The following is a 16,037-nucleotide window of genomic DNA, read 5'->3' as shown; positions in this document are numbered from 1 at the left end:
CAGCTTGAATCATGCTCAAAGCCTGATGTGAATCCCTTTTGTCAACACGACCTAACGACATGGATTCCAAAAACCTCCAGACATCAGCGTTCCGCAACAACGCCCCAACCGGCACCCACGCATCGCGGGGCCTATTGGCCCTCCTTTCTTTTCTGATACTCCTCCTTAAAACGGGCCATCCTGCGTTCGGCGACTTTGATGATCTTTGAATCGAATTCGCAGTTCGCGCAGACTCTGTCGTTTTCCGCCAGAAGGCGCTCGGCAGCGGAATATGTCTGAGGGCATTCATCGATGACCGCCAAGGACATTCCCACAAAATCGGACTTTTGCCCGAGCATGCCCAACTCTTCAGGGGAGAACGCAAAAATCTTGCCATTCCAAAACTTGAACGCCGCGAAACCGCGATTTGTTTGCGAGTTCATCGGCCCATACGAACAGTTCAGAAAGGGTTTGAAGTCGGAGGCATAGTTTATCGCAAGACCTGCAGCATCGTAGGCGCGATTTAATGTGTCGTTATTCAAATAATGCGCTATCTGAGTTTTCCTGGATCGTTCCTGAGCGAGGGGAATATCGAGGCTACCGGCCTCGATTTCCCTCCGATTATATTCCCCCAAAGCCAGGATGCTCTGTGTAAAGATTGCCTGGACCGGCTCGCTATCGCATCCAAGAACGGGGACGGCCGCCATGACGGCCAGTGCAGAATTCGTCACGATGAAGATGGGGTAGGCCAAAAGTTGTGGATTCTCCTGAAAGGCTTCCAGAAGGTGCTCCTCCGCTTTTTTAGGATCTACATCCTCTGGCCAATCCCTTGCCTCGCATTTGAAATTCTTGATGACCCAATAGACTCCAGCCAATTCGCCAAGCATTTCAGGTTCTTCAGGTTGCCCTGCCAGTTTTCGCTCCAGCAGCGCACTAACGAGCGGAAAGTCATCGAGAGATTGTGCCGACGCGGCAAACGGCAGCGACCATATGAGGAGGATCGACCAGAGCTTTACCCGCATACCCATGTCCCAACGTTATTGGTCTGAACAGTGTCCGTCTGAGAGAGTGAACGTCTCGATTGACGTTCCCAAGCCCGTCGACCGCAATCGGCTTGCCGACTCCCTCAGCCACATACCTTATGTGGAGCCACGTTTTGGGCAATAATCACCGACCTTTGCCCGCTGGGAAAGCATATTTTGCACCGAGAGGTGTCGGCGGTCGCGCTGACGGTTGGAATAACGGAGATCTGGCTGCGGAGCCGCAGTGTCCTTGCCCGAAGGCTGCGTCTATTTGCGCCGCGAACAGACCTACGCTTCCGCTTCTGCTCAGCTTGCACTTGAGTAGCGGGCACGTTCTTGACTGTTGCCCACGCAGATGGCGCGTAGCTGCACAAGAAGATTTGCCAGATTTCAACTCGGCGATGCCGACGTCGACCAAAAGATAAACTACATCTACACATTCCCCGACGGCGCGGGCCTTGAGGAGAACGTCACAAGCGCCGCTCAACTCTTCGAGAACGTCAACGATGCCCCACCGGGGGCATCTCCGTCTCCGGCACACCCGAACAGGGTGAGACGCTTGCCGTCAACACCGCCCCCTTGCCGACGCCGACGGTCTTGGCAGGCCAAGCTACCAGTGGACCCACGACGACGCTGCCATCGCAGGCACGAACAACTCGTCCTAAACGCTCAGCTAAGCTGACGTCGGTGCCCAGATCGCTGCAGTCGCCCCCTACACCGAAGACGCTTTCATGACCTTCATGCGGTCGGTCGAAGGCGACACCTTCGATGGCGGTGCAGGAGATGACCTGCAGCTTGGCAGCTTCAGCGCGGACCACTTCGTTTTCGACGCCGCTGACAACGGGCGGGACCGGGTCCTGCAGATCGATCCGTGGGACACCATCGAGCTCACCGGGTTCGGCTATCAGAGCCGCAGCGAGGCGCTCGCGCAGTTCTCGAAGATCGGCCGCGACACGGTTTTCACCGACGGCGCCGTGAGCGTGGGCTTCGCGAACAGCACCCTCGAGAGCTTCGACGACGTCACGCTCCTTCTCTGAGAAGGCGCAAATATATCAAAGCAGAGCCCGCAGTTGGGCTCTGCGCCCCGAGGTCCAAGGATCCGACTAAGCCGCGCGCTGAGACCCGGCATGCCCCACAAGGATACCCCCACCCTGCCTAGGACTTCCTTCAGCCACGCCGCGACAAGGACGCGCACAGCCCCGTCTCCTGGGCCGTGGTGCCTGGTTCGATACACCAAATCCTCCCTTAGGCACGCAGTCATGCGTCACTCGCTCCTGAAATCAGCGCACTACCCTGGCTTGGCGCGAGCTTCTGCGCCGGACCGGGGGACTGATTGGCCGAAGACCAAATTCGCGAGGTCTGGGCACGCTCGGTCAGGATTGTCGAAACGTCGCCGATAAGGCCGAGCCCGCAAAATTTCCGCCTCGCAGACGGTGCCGCGAGGTTTCAGGATCTCAATCTTGGGAGCGTCGTAGACCGCGTTGAGTGCCGGCTCGAAGTCAAGATCTCTCCGGACCGTGATCGGCTCTAGCGCGCCAATGATGTCGGTCCAAGTTGCGTTCTCGACATTGGCCGTATCTCTCACAGGCGGCCGCCTGCCATCGTTGCCCGGGGCCTCGCGACCACAGCGCCTCCCCACTTGGCGAGCCTACTCAGCTCTCGATGCGGGGTGTCCCTCTGGGATGCAATGGTTCGGCCGGATCGGCCCAAGTCACCCGAAGACTGAAGACGCAGCGGCCGTCCTCGCGCTCGGCCTTGATGCGCAGGTTCATCAGCTCGCCGGTCTCGAGCACCAGTTCATCGTCATCGTCACTCAGCTGTATCTCTCCCTTGGAAAACCCCTTCGACAGCGACGACAGCAGCGATTTGACGGTCTTGGCGTCCTGCAGGGATTCGTGCCTGAACCGCGTTTTCGAATTGCCCATGCGAACGGCCTCCAGAGTCAGACAAAACGGCCCGGTGCAAAATGCTTTGCCGTCGGGTGGTCACGGCTGAGACCGATCACATCTCCGGTCGGGAAGATCAAGGTCGCCCCGGCGCCGATGCCGTCGAGCCCCTCGAGCCGGCGCGAGGCGCGGTCGAGCGTGATGTCGCCCTCGAGATGCAGCAGGCCCCGCTTGGCGCGCAGGTGCTGGCCGCTGTGGTTGTTGACATGGCCCTGCACAATCATGTGGATGCCGTCACGGTGCAGCAGATCAACCCCGGCCTGCGTCAGAGTGCAATCCGAGGCACGGTATTTGGTCCGCACCAGATTGGCGAGCGGCCCGAAGTAGAAGCCGAGCGAGGCCGTCTCGGCCTCGGCCCGGTAGCGCGCGTTGACCGCTGGCGGGCCGCCGCTCACCATCAGACGGCACATCTCATCGCAGAGCCCGGCATGCACGAAGAGCAGCGAGCCGCAGCGGGTGACCACGTCCATCTCGTCGTAGAACCACGCATAGGCGCCGCCCGGCACGAAGAAGATGTCATGGCATTTGAGCACCGCCGCCAGTAGCTCACGGTGGCTCATGCCCACCTTGGCGCGTTCGCGGTCGAACTTCTGCAGTTTCTCGTCGAGCTTGACGATTTCTTTCTTGATCGTCTTGGCAGAGAGTTGGCCGCGCGCCGCCTTGGCAAAGCGCTTGGCCCAGCCCTTCGAAGGCAGCAGCCGGGTCGCGCAGGCGGTCTCGTCTGGCAGCGCGGCAAGATCGCTCTCGGTGACGAAGCGGTCGAAGACCTCGCGCAAGGCAGGCAGGATCTTGCGCCCCATGCGCACGAAGAGATGCTCGCGCAGGGCGCTGCGCCGGCCGCGCACCGCATCGACCGCCATGCGCATCCGCAGGTCGTGGTTCCCCGCCAGCAGGTCGAGCTGCGCCCCCGAGGCCCGCAGCGCCGCCAGCGCGTCGAGCAAGTCGAGATTGCTCGGCCCCTTGTCGAGGCTATCGCCACCGACAATGATCCGCGCGGCCTGGCCGAACTGAGTGAGGATGAGATGACCGCCATCGCGCTGGATCACGCCTGCCGCCACGAGAGAGCGCAGGAAGCCCTCGGCATCGGCATGGGCGTCGGAAACGAAGATCACCGGCTGCTCGGGCCAGTGCCAGCCACCGTGATCGCGCGCCCGCGCGAGGCACTCGGAGATCGGACGCGGCGCCTTGCCATCTAGCCAGGGCGACAGCGCGCGCGGCAGGTCGGCGAGATGGCCGTGCGGATCGTGCACCGGCGGCAACAGCGCTGCGGCCTCGGTCGACTGGCTGAGATGATCCAACGGGCGGCCCTTTCCTCGCGGTCCGGGGCGCTAGTCGATCGGATCCTCTTTCGGGGGTCTGATCTTCCACGCTCCGGCGAAACGGGACCATCTATCATCGCCCCTGTAACAGAGAAGTAACGCGCGGGCGTGGAACATCGAGAGCCTGGGCAAATCTTCCCGCGCGAGGATGCCGAGGTGATGGCAGCCATGCCGGAACGAGGCGCCGTGGCCGACATGCAGCGTCAGCCGCCCTGCCCCTGCCTCGGCGCTCTGCCGCAGATGCGCGGCGACCCGCGCCCCGGCCATCATCAAACTCTCGGCGCCCTCGAGCGGCAGGCAGTAATCGCTGTCGGATTTCCAGCCCTCGGGCGGCGGATCATAGCGCGGATCGTCGCGCATCACCGCCTCGATCTCGTCGACCGTGAGGTTGGCGGCAGAGCCCAGCCCGCGTTCGGCCAGCGCGCCGGTCTCGCGGATCTCCGTGATCTCGTGGCCGAGGGCGCGCAGCCGCCCGGCGATAATGGAGGCCGTCTGCCAGTCGCGCTACTGGTGCGAACAGTGGATCACCGGCGCGAGTGCCAGCCCGTGCTCTGCGATCATCGCCGAGAGCTCCTCGCCACAGGCAGCGGCCTGCGCCATACCCTCATCGGTCAGCGCATAGGGCTGACGGGCCGACGGCGCGCCCTTGCGCTGGTGGTAGGCGCCGTGGCGGATGATCGCGTGATAGCTCTGCGGTGTTGCGGGATCAGCCATCGAAGAGCCTGCGCCCCTCTTCCGCCAGCGCGTCGAAATCGACCCGCCCCGAAACCTCGAAGACCCGCACCCCCTCGAGGGCGGCGAGGTAGGGCCCCGGTTCGGGCGAGGCTCCGTTGGGCTCGAAATGCCCGTCGGGATGCTGGTAGAAAGGCCCCGGGCTCTTCATGATCGCGCCGAGCAGGTCAGGCCGGCTGGGCAAATCGACCTGCGCCACCCGCGTCGGCTCGGCCGCGTCGCGGGCCCAGTTCAGCACCCAGAAATCCGTGAGCGGCGCCGCGAAGCAGACGCGGCCCGCGCCGTAGACCTCGCGCACGATCAGGTCGTGCTTGTCTTCCAGATCCCAGAGCGCGGCGGCGGGCATCGCCTCCAGCTCGGCGCGGCGCGCGGGGGAGAGCATCCCGTGCAGGCGCGGGTTGCCGAGGATGGTGCCGGGGTTGATGCGCGGCTGCTTGGGGATGCCCAAGCACTGCGCCGGGCGCCCGGCTTTCACCAGCACCCGGTCGTTGGAAATGAAGGCGGTGCCGTCGAGATCCATCATCCGCAGGATCGAGGTCGACTTGCCGCCCCCCGACAGGCCCGAGATCGCCAGCGTCCTGCCATGTCCGGTCACCGCCGCCGCGTGGCAGAGCTGCCAGCCGTCGCGCTGACAGATGTTCAGAACCTGCGTGTTGATGAAGTTGATCACCGTGCTGACATTCTGCTCCAGCGGCCCGAAGGCCAGCGCGACGCTCGGGGCCTGCAGGAAGGTCACGCCGCTGCGGACCTTGCGGATCAGGCGGCCGTCGGCGAGATCCTGCACCGCGTCCTTGCGGCCCGATTTGCCGGTCTCGCGCGCCCAGTCCGACCAGTCGGGCTCGGCGGCAAGCGCCTGCCCCGGCAGCAGGTGCACCCGCGTCTCTCCGGGCGTGTCGCTCAGCGCGTCGTCGAAATAGGCGACCAGCTCGGCCCGGAGCGCCCCCGGACAAAGCACCGTGAGCCCCACCGGCCCCACCTTCAGGTGGAACGGCTCCGCCGCCTCTGCCGGCGCGAGATCGAACTGCGCGAGAACGTCTGCGACCCCGCTCATGCGCGCAGTTCCCCAAGCACGTGATCCGCCACCAGAGCCGCGGCGTCGATGCCGCAGCCCTCGAGCGCGCCGCGATAGCCGCCGAAGGCCGAGACCTCGAAGACGATGGGGCCCTCCGGGGTCAGCGCGATGTCGACGGTGGTGAAGGTCAGCCCGAAAGGCGCCTGCGCGCGGCGGCCCAGCTCGATCAGCTCGGCGTCGGGCTCGAAGGGCGCGTATTTCCCGCCCGAGTGGATCGTGGTGTTCCAGCTGTCGGTCTGGCTCACCCGCGCATAGGTGCAGATGTATTCGCCGCCGAGGAAGACCATGCCGAGATCGTGGCCCGAGAGATCGGCCTTCTTCTGGATATACATCACCGGGTTCGCGGCCTTGAAGGCGGCGATCTGCGCCTCGGCATCCTCCGCGCCCGCCTCGAGCAGCACCATGCCGCGCGCCTTGGTGGAAAACAGCGGCTTGAACACCGCCGCGCCGTAGCGCGCCAGCGCCGCGCGCGCCGCGTCTTCATCCTCGGTGATGGTGGTGGGCGGCATCGGCGCGCCGGCGGTGCTCAGCGTCACGGTGCAGGCGAGCCGGTCCATCAGCCGCAGGATCGCGGTGGCGGGGCTGAAGACCTTCACACCCTTCGCCTCGGCTACGCGCAGCATCTCGAGCCGGTCGAGCGCATCCGGGCTGTAGCTCTCGGCCACCTTCTTGACCACCAGCCCGTCGAGGGCACAGAGATCGACGCCGTCGCAGAGCAGCGTGCCGGCCTCGAGGTCCAGCGTCACCCGCGCCATGTCGATCACCTGCCGATAGCCGGTGCGCGCCTCGAGCGCGTCGGCCAGCGCCACGGTCGACCATTTTCCGGGGGTGCCGATCACCCCGATCTTGTCAGTCACTGAACAGCATCCTTATGGGCAGCCTGAGCCGCGCCTCCTTGCCCTCGGGCACGGCCAGCGCGGTTTCGAGAATGTAGCGGGCGCGCAGCATCATACGGCGCGCGTGGTCCTTGTCGACGATGAAGCGCGTCGAGCTGGCAAAGCTCCTCGCCAGACCCAGCGCGAGGCGGTATTCGAAGCCCGGGTCCTTCTGGCGGCGGGCGAACTTGGCGGCCATGTCGTGCATCTCAACCGCGACCGCGGCGATGCGCGCGCGGGTGCCGGCGTCGAGCACCTGAAGCCGGTAGTTCGAGACCATGAAGACCGAGACGTCCTGCACATAATCCATGTAGCGCGAGCGGTGCAGGTCGATGAAGCGGACCTTTTTCTCGCCCGCCTCATAGATCACGTTGTCGAGGTTGAAATCGCCGTGGATATAGACCGAGAACGGCGCACTCAGCGCCTCTTCGCGCTTCGCCGCGGCGGCGACCAGCGCGTCGAAGCTCTCGATCTTCGTGCCGTTGAGGCGCTGGGTGCCGGTGTCGAATTTCGGGTGCAGGCGGTAGACATCGCCCATCCGCCTGCCGAGCTGCTCCATGGCGCGCATCTCGGCGGGCTCGGGCGTCAGCGTCTGGCGCCAGATGTCACGCACGGTGCGGTGCAGCGCCGCCTGCGCCTCTACCAGCTCGGCCTCGCTGCCGCCCAGAACGATGTCCTCGAAGGTCTTGCCGGGCAGATGCTCGATCAGCAGCGCCGCGCTGTCGCCGCGCGTCTCGTAGGAGAGAATCTCGGGCGCGAGGCCGGGATAGACCGAGTTCCAGCTCTTCACCCCGACCCGCTCTTCCTTGACCTTGCGCCGGTCGCCATCCTTGAACACCGCATCCACCGCGCGGCCATTGCCGGCGCGCATGGTGACGCTCGAGATCGCGCTGCCGGAGCGGGTCTCGGCCAGCGGCTGCAGGCGGATGTCGTCATCGTCCTTGCCGACCCCGGCCAGCACGCTGCGCAGGGTGAAGTAGCGCTCGAACTGCACGGTCTGGCCGATATTGATCGACAGGATCGCCTCGCCGATGGTCTCGAGCGCCTCGCCCATGCGGGTGATCTCGTTCAGCGTCAGCAGCCCGTAGGCGAGATCGTCGGCCTGTTTCGAGCCCTGCATGTCTCGCGTGTAGGTGCGGAAGAGCTGGTCGTGGAAGGTGCCGAGCTCGGCCCGCGTGGCGCCGATCTGCACCGCGAGGCGGCTGTCGCCGGACTGGCGCGCCTCCTGCGCGCGCGCCACCGCCTTGCGCACCCGCCCCAGCGGCTTGAGATAGGCCTCGGCGCGCAGCAGCTTCGGGCGCTCGATGTGATCCGCGTGCTGGACGGCGCGCCGGGCCAGCCGCGAGATCAGGTCGAGATTGCGGGCGATGGTGTCGACGCCCTGCAGGCGAAGGTCGCGCGCGGCGCTCGGCTTGCCGCGGATCATGCCGGCGAGGCAGGCCTTGCGCACCCGCGAGGCGAGGTTCTGCGAATAGCCTGCCCGCGCGATCAGCGCCTCGGCGGTTTCGCGGCGCGGCGCCTCGAAATAGGCCAGCAGCCGCGCCAGCTGGCCGTCGAGCTCGGCGAAGAGGAAGGAGAGGTTCTCCTCGACGGCGTCAGGGCGTTTCACAGCGCAAGGCTCCGAGATAGACGGGGGCATCGGGATCGGTCAGCGCCAGATCGTAGCGCGGCAGGAAGAGCGCGCCCTGCTCAAGGGGATCGACCCATTCGGTGGCCACCTGCCGCTTGTCGGGATGGCTGCCGAGCCGGGGGGCGTAGCTGTCCGGCACACTGCCGGCAAAGAGGATCTCGGAAAGCTGCCTCAGGCTTCCGTCGCGATTGCGGAACACGTCGGCCACGTGCAGCACGCCGCCGAGCTCCGGGGCGATGCCGATCTCTTCGAGGCATTCGCGCAGGGCGCAGTCGGCCATGGTCTCGCCGGGCTCCTGCCGGCCGCCGGGCAGGGTCAGATAGCGCGGGCCGCCTTCGCGGCGCTTCACCTGCACCAGCACGCGCGGGCCCTTGCGGATCACGACGCGGACCGTCGGACGTATCGGGGTGTCTTCGAACATGCCGCCTTATGCTTCGGGAACCTTGACAGTTTAAAGTCGGAACCGCGCCTGCGCCGAGCGAAATCTTCCGCCGAGGCCGCCGCGGCCCACCGATCCCGGGGCGACACCGGCAAACCCCAACGGATCGGGCAATTTGCGGGCCGTCATTAGACTGTCACCGGAGTTGCCTAGACGGGCGCCGACCGGCGGTCGTGCAAGACAGGCTGCCGGATGCACTCATTCCTGCCGGAGACCCCGATGACCCGTTCCCTTCTTGCCGCGGCCTGCGCCCTCGCCCTGCCGACGCTGGCAAATGCCGAGACCCTCACCCTCTACACCTCTCAGCCTAACCAGGACGCCCAGCAAACCGTCGATGCCTTCATGGCCGCCAACCCCGACATCACCGTCGACTGGGTGCGCGACGGCACTACCAAGCTGATGGCCCGCCTGACCTCCGAGATCGAGGCCGGCGCCCCTTCGCCAGACGTGCTGCTGATCGCCGACACCGTGACGCTCGAGGGCATGGCGCAGCAGGGCCTGCTAGCCGCCTACGACTCGCCGGAAGCCGAGGCTTATGACGCCGCGCTCATGAGCCCCGAGGGATATTACTACTCGACCAAGCTGATCACCACCGGCATCGTCTACAACACCGGTGCCGAGACCGCGCCGACCTCCTGGGCCGATCTCGTCACGCCCGAGATGGCCAATCTCGTTGCCATGCCCTCGCCGCTCTATTCCGGCGCCGCGCTGATCCACCTCGCCACCCTGACCGAGACCGACGGTCTGGGCTGGGATTACTACCAGGCGCTGGCCGACAACAACGCCCGCGCCGAGGGCGGCAATGGCGGCACCTTCAAGGCCGTGGCCGCCGGCGAGAAGCCCTATGGCGTGCTGGTCGACTTCCTCGCGCTGCGCGCCAAGGCCGAAGGCTCGCCCGTCGAGTTCGTCTTCCCCGAGGAGGGCGTCTCCTACGTGACCGAGCCGGTCGCCATCCTCGAGGCCAGCGACAACAAGGACGCGGCGCAGAAGTTCGTCGATTTCGTGCTCAGCGAAGAAGGCCAGGAACTGGTGGTCGAGATGGGCTACATCCCGGCCCGCAACGGCGTGGCGAGCCCCGAGGGCTTCCCGTCGCGCGACGAGATCAAGCTGATGGCGTTCAACCCGGCCAAGGCGCTCGACGATGCCGACGCCAACAAGGCCCGCTTTGCCGAGATCTTCGGCGTTCAATGATCGCCACCCGTTTGCGAAGAGGCGGCAGCCGGTCCCTGGACCGGCTGTTGCCGTTGATCCTGCTGCCCGTCGCGCTGATCGCGCTCGGCCCGGTTCTGCGGCTGCTGCTCGAGGGCGTGGGCATGGGCGATGGGCTGACGACCGAGCACTTCAGCACGGTGCTGCAGCGAGACAGCACTCGCACCGCGCTTGTGCATTCGCTGGTCACCGCCGGAGGTGGCACGCTGATCTCGATCCTCGTCGGGGCGGGCTTTGCCTTCCTCGTGGCGCTGACAGACATCCGTGGCAAGGGCGCGCTGGTGTTCTGCCTCATGGTGCCGATGATGATCCCGCCGCAGATCACCGCGCTGGCATGGATGCAGGTGACTGGCCCCTCCTCGGTGTTGCTAAAGATGCTCGGGCTCGCGCCGCCGCTCGGCAGCCCGCAGCCGCTGCATTCGCCCGGCGGCATCGTTCTCCTGCTGGGCATCCAGCACGCCTCGCTGGTGTTTCTCACCCTGCGCGCCGGGCTGCGGATGATCCCCGCCGAGCTGGTCGAGGCCGCGCGCATGTGCGGTGGCCGCACGCTCCGGGTGTGGGCGCAGGTGGTGCTGCCTCTGTCGATGCCGGCGCTGATCGCCGGGGCCGCCATGGCCTTCGTCACAGCGCTCGGCAATTTCGGCATTCCCGCGATGCTGGGCATCCCCGCTCGCTACTCGACCCTGCCGACGCTGATCTACCAGCGCCTCGTGGGGCTCGGGCCGAGCGTGCTGCCCGAGGTGGCGGTGCTGTCGCTGCTGATCGGGCTTTTCGCCATCGTCGGCGTGCTCGCCGGGCGGTTCTTCCTGTCGCGCGGCGGCTTCGGCCTCGTGGGCCTCTCGGGCACGCCGCTGGCCTTCTCGCTCGGGCGCGCCCGCCTGCCGATCGAGATCGCGCTCTGGGCCTTCCTCGCGATGATCCTGTTGCTGCCGCTGCTGGCGCTGCTTGCGACCTCGCTGATCCCGGCCTACGGCGTGCCGCTCACGCTTGAGACCGCAACCTTCAACGCGTGGCACGAGGCGCTCTTCGTGCAGCCGGTCACCCGCCGGGCCTATGCCAACTCGCTGTTCCTCGCGATGGCTGCGGCGCTGATCCTGATGGCGATCTGTCTGCCGCTGGCATGGCTCATGGAGCGCCGCCCCTCGCCCGTCACCCGGCTGCTCGACGGGCTGATCGACCTGCCCTACGCCCTGCCCGGCGTGGTCCTGTCGATCGCCTGTATCCTCACCTTCATGCGCCTGCCCTTTACCGAGCTGACGCTCTACGGCACGATCTGGATCATCCTGATGGCCTATCTCGCCCGCTTCATCGTGGTCATGCTGCGCCCCATCCAATCGAGCCTCGCGCAGCTCGACCCTGCGATGGAAGAGGCTGCAGCCAGCGTCGGCGCGCGGCTCGGGCTGCGGCTGCGCGCAATCATGCTCCCGCTCGCCGCCCCCTCGGCAACAGCAGGCGCGATCCTCGTCTTCCTCACCGCGGTCAACGAACTCACCGTCTCTGCCTTGCTCTGGTCTTCGGGCACCGAGACGCTGGGCGTGGTGATCTTCAACCTCGAGGACAGCGGCGAGACCGTCATGGCCGCGGCGCTGGCGATGTCCATCGTCTGCCTGATTGTGGCGCTCATGGCTGCGGCGCAGGCCGGGGCGCGGCATTTCCCGAAAGGAGTCATCCCGTGGCAGAGCTGAGTTTTTCCGGTCTCACTAAGCGCTTCGACGGCCAGACCGCGCTCGACCGGGTCAGCGCCGAGATCGGCTCGGGCGAGTTCGTGGCGCTGCTCGGCCCCTCGGGCTGCGGCAAGACCACGCTCCTGCGCCTCACCGCCGGGTTCGAACGCCCGAGCGAGGGCAGCATCCGCCTCGGCGGCGAGGTCATCGCCGACACCACCCGTTTCATCGCCCCCGAGGAGCGCGAGATCGGCATCGTCTTCCAGTCCTACGCGCTCTGGCCGCACAAAAGCGTGGCGCGCAACGTCTCCTTCCCGCTCGAGGTCCGCCGGGTGCCGCAGCCCGAGCGCGAGGCCCGCGTCGCCGAGGCGCTCGAGTTGACCGGCCTGAGCGACTTTGCCGAACGCATGCCGGCGCAGCTGTCGGGCGGGCAGCGGCAGCGCGTCGCGCTGGCGCGCTGCCTGGTGTTCGACCCCCGCGCCATGCTGCTCGACGAGCCGCTGGCCAATCTCGACCTCGCACTGCGGGCCTCGATGCAGGAGGTCTTCCGGATGTTCCACCAGCGCACCCGCGCCACGATGGTCTACGTCACCCACGATCAAGCCGAAGCGCTTGCGCTGGCTGACCGGGTGGCGGTGATGGAGAACGGTCGCATCCGCCAGTTCGCAGCGCCGGAGGTGCTTTACCGTGAACCAGCGGATTGCTTCGTCGCAGGTTTCGTGGGCGATGGCGCGGTCGTCTCGGCACGGGCCTGCCCGCCGGCCTGCGACGGGCTGAGGGTCGAGGTGCTGGGCCAGACCGTGGCGACCCGCAGCGACACGCGCCGCCCCACCCATGCCTGCATCCGCCCCGAAAACATCCGCCTGTCGCACGACGCTCCGCTGCGCAGCAGGATCACCGACTGCACCTATCTCGGCGGTCGCTTCCGCCTGACACTCGAAGCCGGTGGTGAGACGCTCACCGCCTATTCCAGCCAGCGTGCCCGGCTTGGCGAAACCGTCGGGCTGAGCCTGGACGACATTTGGAGCTTCCACGACACCGAGGGCCAAACGCTCCTGACGCGGGCTCTCGCGGAGGCCTGAGCCTGGTCCTGCGCGCTGTTCGGCCCCATCGCTGATCAGCACGGCGTGCCAACAAGACCCTTGTCCGTGCATCGCTTCCGCCGCCCGCGACGCTTTGCTACATTCATAGACAACAGCGGTTGCGAACCGGGAATGCAGACATGGCCGTGAAACACCTTCTGCTTCTCGCCTATGGCGCCACGAAGGACGAGGAACGCCTCACCTCTCACGCCAAGCGGCAAGCGCAGAAACTCGGGGCGTGGTTTCAGGAGCAAAACCTTGCGCCCGACACCACGCTCAGCGCGCCGGAGGCCCCGGCCCTGACCAGCGCCGAGAAAGCGCTCAAGGCCGGCGGGCTCAACGCACAGGACATCATCGTCGATCCGAGATTGCGCCCCGACGAAGAGACGGCGGCGTTCGACGCCCTCACCGACCGCGCCGCGCGAAGGATGCTCTGCGTCGGCAGCCCCAAGACTCTGGCCGCGCTCCTCCGACGGCTTGCCTCCGCTCAGGCCATGCCCGCGCCCGGCTCGCTCACGCATCTCAGTTTCGCTGCCGGCGATCTCGCTGCGGGGCACGCGCGGCTCGAGGCGGTCGTCGCCGCCGACGACCTGCCGGACGGCTTTCCCTATCCCGGCACCGGAGGCACAGAGCGACGCGCCCGGCCCGCCTACTATTACACCCAGTCCGCCGCCCTGCCTTACCGGATCCACGAGGGCAGACTCGAGGTGCTGCTGATCACCTCGAGCAGCGGGCGCAAATGGGGCATACCGAAGGGGATCTGCGAGCCCGGGCTCACCACGCGCGAGTCCGCAGCGAAAGAGGCCCTGGAGGAGGCCGGCATCCGCGGCGAGATGCATCCCCATCGTATCGCCACTTACGAACAGCCGAAGTGGGGAGCGCTCTGCAGCGTTGCTGTCTACCCGATGCGCGTGACCGACATCTTGCAGGATTCGGAACGTGAAGAGCCGCACCGCAGGCGTCTATGGCTGTCGCCCATCGAGGCGGCCGATCGGGTCAGCCACCCTGCGCTCGAGCAGATCATTCGAGCCTTCGTGGAGCCATAACCACCGCGCCCAAACACATTTGACAAGCCCACCTGCGAAGCGCGGCCCCTGCACGCCAGACTATGTCTCTCCCCCGAATGGCGACAGAGGCATATGGCGGCCCAAACCTGCGGGCTATGACGCCCCGCCGCTGGCCAGCACGTTGTTGGAATAGGCCGGGTTGCCGGTCACGTCCTCGCCGAACCAGGCGGGCGGCACAAAGGCCTCGGCCTCGGCAAGGCTCTCGAACTCGACCTCGACCAGCCGCAGCTCGCGATCCTCGAACAGGTCGAGCTCGTAGGTGCGGCCATCCTCGAGCCTGCCGGTCCAGCGGGTCTTGGCGATGCAGCGGTCGCCGGTCGCGGCCCAGAGCCGGTCAAAGGTGGCGGCGTCGATCTCGCTCTCCCGTTCGGACCGCACCAGCTTGCCCTTGCCCTTCACCGTGATGAAGAACTTCTTGCCCTTCTGGCGCAGCCGCACCTGCACCGAATCCGACGGCACGGTGATATAGCCCTGCCGGATCTTCTTGCTGTCGACGCCGTCCAGCGGCGGCAGCTCGGCCACCAGAAACTTGCGTTCGATTTCAACGGGGTTGTCGGTCATAGACGCTCCAGCAGTTCCTTGCACAGCAGATCGTAGCCTTTCACTGCCGCGTTGTTCCGGGCAAAGGTGCCCACCGGCGCGCGATGCACGCCCATCTTCTCGACCTCAGAGCTGAACGGCACCGCCACGTCGAGCAGCCGCTTGCCGTATTGCTTGCGCATGCCCGCGATGGTCTCGGAATGCAGCTTCTTGGTGCCCTGCACCATGGAGAAGAAGCCGAGGATCTTTTTTTTCGGCAAGCCGTTTTCGTCGAAGAAGGCGAGAAGCTGCTCGAAGGTGCGCTCCGACAGGGTGGTCGGGATCACCGGCACGAGGATCGCATCGGCGCTCTTGAACACGTTCTCCGACAGGGTCGAAATATTCGGCGGGCAGTCGAGCAGCACCACGTCATAGTCGTTGTCGACGCTCTTCAGCGCCTTCTTCAGCCGCGAGCGCGAGTTCTTCATGCGCGACAGGAAGACGTCGAAATCGCGGAAGGTCATGTTCGCCGGCAGGATGTCGAGATTGTCGAAATCGCTGCCCCGGATGGCGCTGGTGAAGCGCTTCACATCGGTGAAGAAGCGCTCGTCGGTCAGCTTCTTCGAGGGCTTCACGCGGAAGTAGAAGCCCGAGGCGCCCTGCGGATCGAGATCGCAGAGCAGCACGCGCTGGCCGGCCTTGGCGAGCCCGTAGGCGATGTTCACCGCGCTGGCGGTCTTGCCGACGCCGCCCTTGTTGGAATAGCACGCGACGATTTTCATGTCTTCGCCTCCCCCTCGGGTTTGAAGAGTGTGCGGAACTGCGCTTGCGTCTCCTCACTGTCGAAGGCCGCAAAGGAGGCGGTGACGCGGGCGCGCTCTTCGAGCTGCTTGTTGTGGAGCACGGTGACCAGCCCGCCGATGCCGGTGGCGATCTCGACCGTGTCGGGCTCGGCGCTGCCCGCGAGCGCATCGGCCTGCTCCTGCAACGCGGCCTGCTGCACCGAGTAGTCGTTGAAATTGCCCAGGTTGTCCTGCAGCTTCTTCAGTGCCTTGATCAGCTTGCGCACCTCGGCATCGCCGAACAGCGGCGCGAAGAACTCCATCAGGTAGCGCAGCTTCTTGCACTCGATGCGCAGCTCGTGGACCTGCTCGTCCGGGGTCGCATCGTCGATGGCCCGGGCGATCTTGCAGACCTTGCGGTAGCGTTTCCAGATCAGCGCCTTGGCGAAATCGAGCGCGTGCCGGTCCGCCTCGGGTCCTTTTGAGAGGGCCTTGGTCTTGTCGAACAGCTTCTCGAGCTTGGCCATCTCCTTCTCGTAGGCCTTGCCCTCGAGATAAGCGGTGAGCTTGGCGTGCTCGACATCGCGCTGCGCGGCGAACATGTCGAACAGCTTTCCGATGCCAGGCCGGAAGCGCGCGGGCACCAGCGCAAGGTAGCGTTCGCGCTCGATCAGGTAGACGTCGAGATCGCGCAGCCGGC

At 66.0% G+C, this 16,037-nt stretch carries 16 protein-coding genes and 1 pseudogene; 5 read left to right on the top strand and 12 right to left on the bottom strand.

All coding sequences use genetic code 11. The annotated features are described in order from the left end of the window. Positions 1-131 precede the first annotated feature (131 nt). Positions 132-1,001: a hypothetical protein gene (locus AC6RA4_RS14170; protein WP_500161332.1), complete on the bottom strand. Its 870-nt coding sequence runs from the start codon at positions 999-1,001 to the stop codon at positions 132-134. A 731-nt stretch (positions 1,002-1,732) separates the two neighbouring features. Between AC6RA4_RS14170 and AC6RA4_RS14165 the strand changes: the two genes are divergently transcribed. Beyond that, complete coding sequence (locus AC6RA4_RS14165; protein WP_500161330.1) at positions 1,733-2,038, top strand: hypothetical protein; 306 nt, start codon at positions 1,733-1,735, stop codon at positions 2,036-2,038. 615 nt (positions 2,039-2,653) lie between these two features. Here AC6RA4_RS14165 and AC6RA4_RS14160 read toward each other — a convergent pair. The 8 genes and pseudogenes from AC6RA4_RS14160 to AC6RA4_RS14125 all read right to left on the bottom strand — a co-directional run bounded on the left by AC6RA4_RS14160 (position 2,654) and on the right by AC6RA4_RS14125 (position 8,996). Next, complete coding sequence (locus AC6RA4_RS14160) at positions 2,654-2,926, bottom strand: amphi-Trp domain-containing protein (protein WP_500161329.1); 273 nt, start codon at positions 2,924-2,926, stop codon at positions 2,654-2,656. A gap of 17 nt (positions 2,927-2,943) precedes the next feature. After that, positions 2,944-4,245 (bottom strand): metallophosphoesterase, encoded by a 1,302-nt coding sequence (locus AC6RA4_RS14155; protein ID WP_500161328.1) that lies wholly within the window; start codon positions 4,243-4,245, stop codon positions 2,944-2,946. A gap of 30 nt (positions 4,246-4,275) precedes the next feature. After that, a pseudogene (locus tag AC6RA4_RS14150) lies at positions 4,276-4,758 on the bottom strand (histidine phosphatase family protein); the annotation flags it as partial. A gap of 12 nt (positions 4,759-4,770) precedes the next feature. After that, a complete protein-coding gene (locus AC6RA4_RS14145) occupies positions 4,771-4,980 on the bottom strand; it encodes a hypothetical protein (protein ID WP_500161326.1) in 210 nt (69 codons plus the stop codon). Beyond that, positions 4,973-6,049 (bottom strand): HprK-related kinase B, encoded by a 1,077-nt coding sequence (locus AC6RA4_RS14140; RefSeq protein ID WP_500161324.1) that lies wholly within the window; start codon positions 6,047-6,049, stop codon positions 4,973-4,975. The genes AC6RA4_RS14145 and AC6RA4_RS14140 overlap by 8 nt, the downstream gene beginning before the upstream one ends. Then, positions 6,046-6,927, bottom strand: coding sequence for a GAK system ATP-grasp enzyme (locus tag AC6RA4_RS14135; RefSeq protein WP_500161323.1), 882 nt, complete (start codon positions 6,925-6,927; stop codon positions 6,046-6,048). The genes AC6RA4_RS14140 and AC6RA4_RS14135 overlap by 4 nt, the downstream gene beginning before the upstream one ends. After that, positions 6,920-8,554, bottom strand: coding sequence for a phosphotransferase (locus AC6RA4_RS14130; RefSeq protein WP_500161321.1), 1,635 nt, complete (start codon positions 8,552-8,554; stop codon positions 6,920-6,922). Before AC6RA4_RS14130 ends, AC6RA4_RS14135 begins: the two co-directional genes overlap by 8 nt. Beyond that, positions 8,541-8,996, bottom strand: coding sequence for an NUDIX domain-containing protein (locus AC6RA4_RS14125; protein ID WP_500161319.1), 456 nt, complete (start codon positions 8,994-8,996; stop codon positions 8,541-8,543). Before AC6RA4_RS14125 ends, AC6RA4_RS14130 begins: the two co-directional genes overlap by 14 nt. Positions 8,997-9,233: 237 nt before the next feature. Between AC6RA4_RS14125 and AC6RA4_RS14120 the strand changes: the two genes are divergently transcribed. The 4 genes from AC6RA4_RS14120 to AC6RA4_RS14105 all read left to right on the top strand — a co-directional run bounded on the left by AC6RA4_RS14120 (position 9,234) and on the right by AC6RA4_RS14105 (position 14,015). After that, on the top strand, positions 9,234-10,205 hold the full coding sequence (locus AC6RA4_RS14120) for an ABC transporter substrate-binding protein (protein ID WP_500161317.1): 972 nt from the start codon (positions 9,234-9,236) through the stop codon (positions 10,203-10,205). Continuing rightward, positions 10,202-11,908, top strand: a complete 1,707-nt coding sequence (locus tag AC6RA4_RS14115; protein WP_500161315.1) for an ABC transporter permease — start codon at positions 10,202-10,204, stop codon at positions 11,906-11,908. The genes AC6RA4_RS14120 and AC6RA4_RS14115 overlap by 4 nt, the downstream gene beginning before the upstream one ends. Next, entirely contained in the window at positions 11,896-12,969 is a 1,074-nt protein-coding gene (locus AC6RA4_RS14110) for an ABC transporter ATP-binding protein (protein ID WP_500161313.1), read from the top strand. The genes AC6RA4_RS14115 and AC6RA4_RS14110 overlap by 13 nt, the downstream gene beginning before the upstream one ends. Positions 12,970-13,109: 140 nt before the next feature. Then, the gene (locus tag AC6RA4_RS14105) at positions 13,110-14,015 is read left to right on the top strand and encodes an NUDIX hydrolase (protein WP_500161311.1); all 906 of its coding nucleotides are present in this window, start codon (positions 13,110-13,112) and stop codon (positions 14,013-14,015) included. A gap of 114 nt (positions 14,016-14,129) precedes the next feature. On the opposite strand, the gene AC6RA4_RS14100 is transcribed toward AC6RA4_RS14105, so the two are convergent. From AC6RA4_RS14100 to AC6RA4_RS14090, 3 genes are all read right to left on the bottom strand, one after another. Next, positions 14,130-14,597 carry a CYTH domain-containing protein gene (locus tag AC6RA4_RS14100; RefSeq protein ID WP_500161309.1) on the bottom strand — a complete coding sequence of 156 codons (468 nt, stop codon included), beginning with the start codon at positions 14,595-14,597 and terminating at the stop codon, positions 14,130-14,132. Then, positions 14,594-15,337: a ParA family protein gene (locus tag AC6RA4_RS14095; protein WP_500161308.1), complete on the bottom strand. Its 744-nt coding sequence runs from the start codon at positions 15,335-15,337 to the stop codon at positions 14,594-14,596. Before AC6RA4_RS14095 ends, AC6RA4_RS14100 begins: the two co-directional genes overlap by 4 nt. Further along, the coding region (locus tag AC6RA4_RS14090) for a CHAD domain-containing protein (RefSeq protein ID WP_500161306.1) at positions 15,334-16,037 on the bottom strand (704 nt) is incomplete at its 5' end. The genes AC6RA4_RS14095 and AC6RA4_RS14090, both read right to left, overlap by 4 nt.

The sequence above is a fragment of the Salipiger sp. genome, from assembly GCF_059781815.1.
The sequence above is the reverse complement of the archived record's forward strand: the minus strand, read 5'-3'. Positions and strand labels throughout refer to the sequence as shown.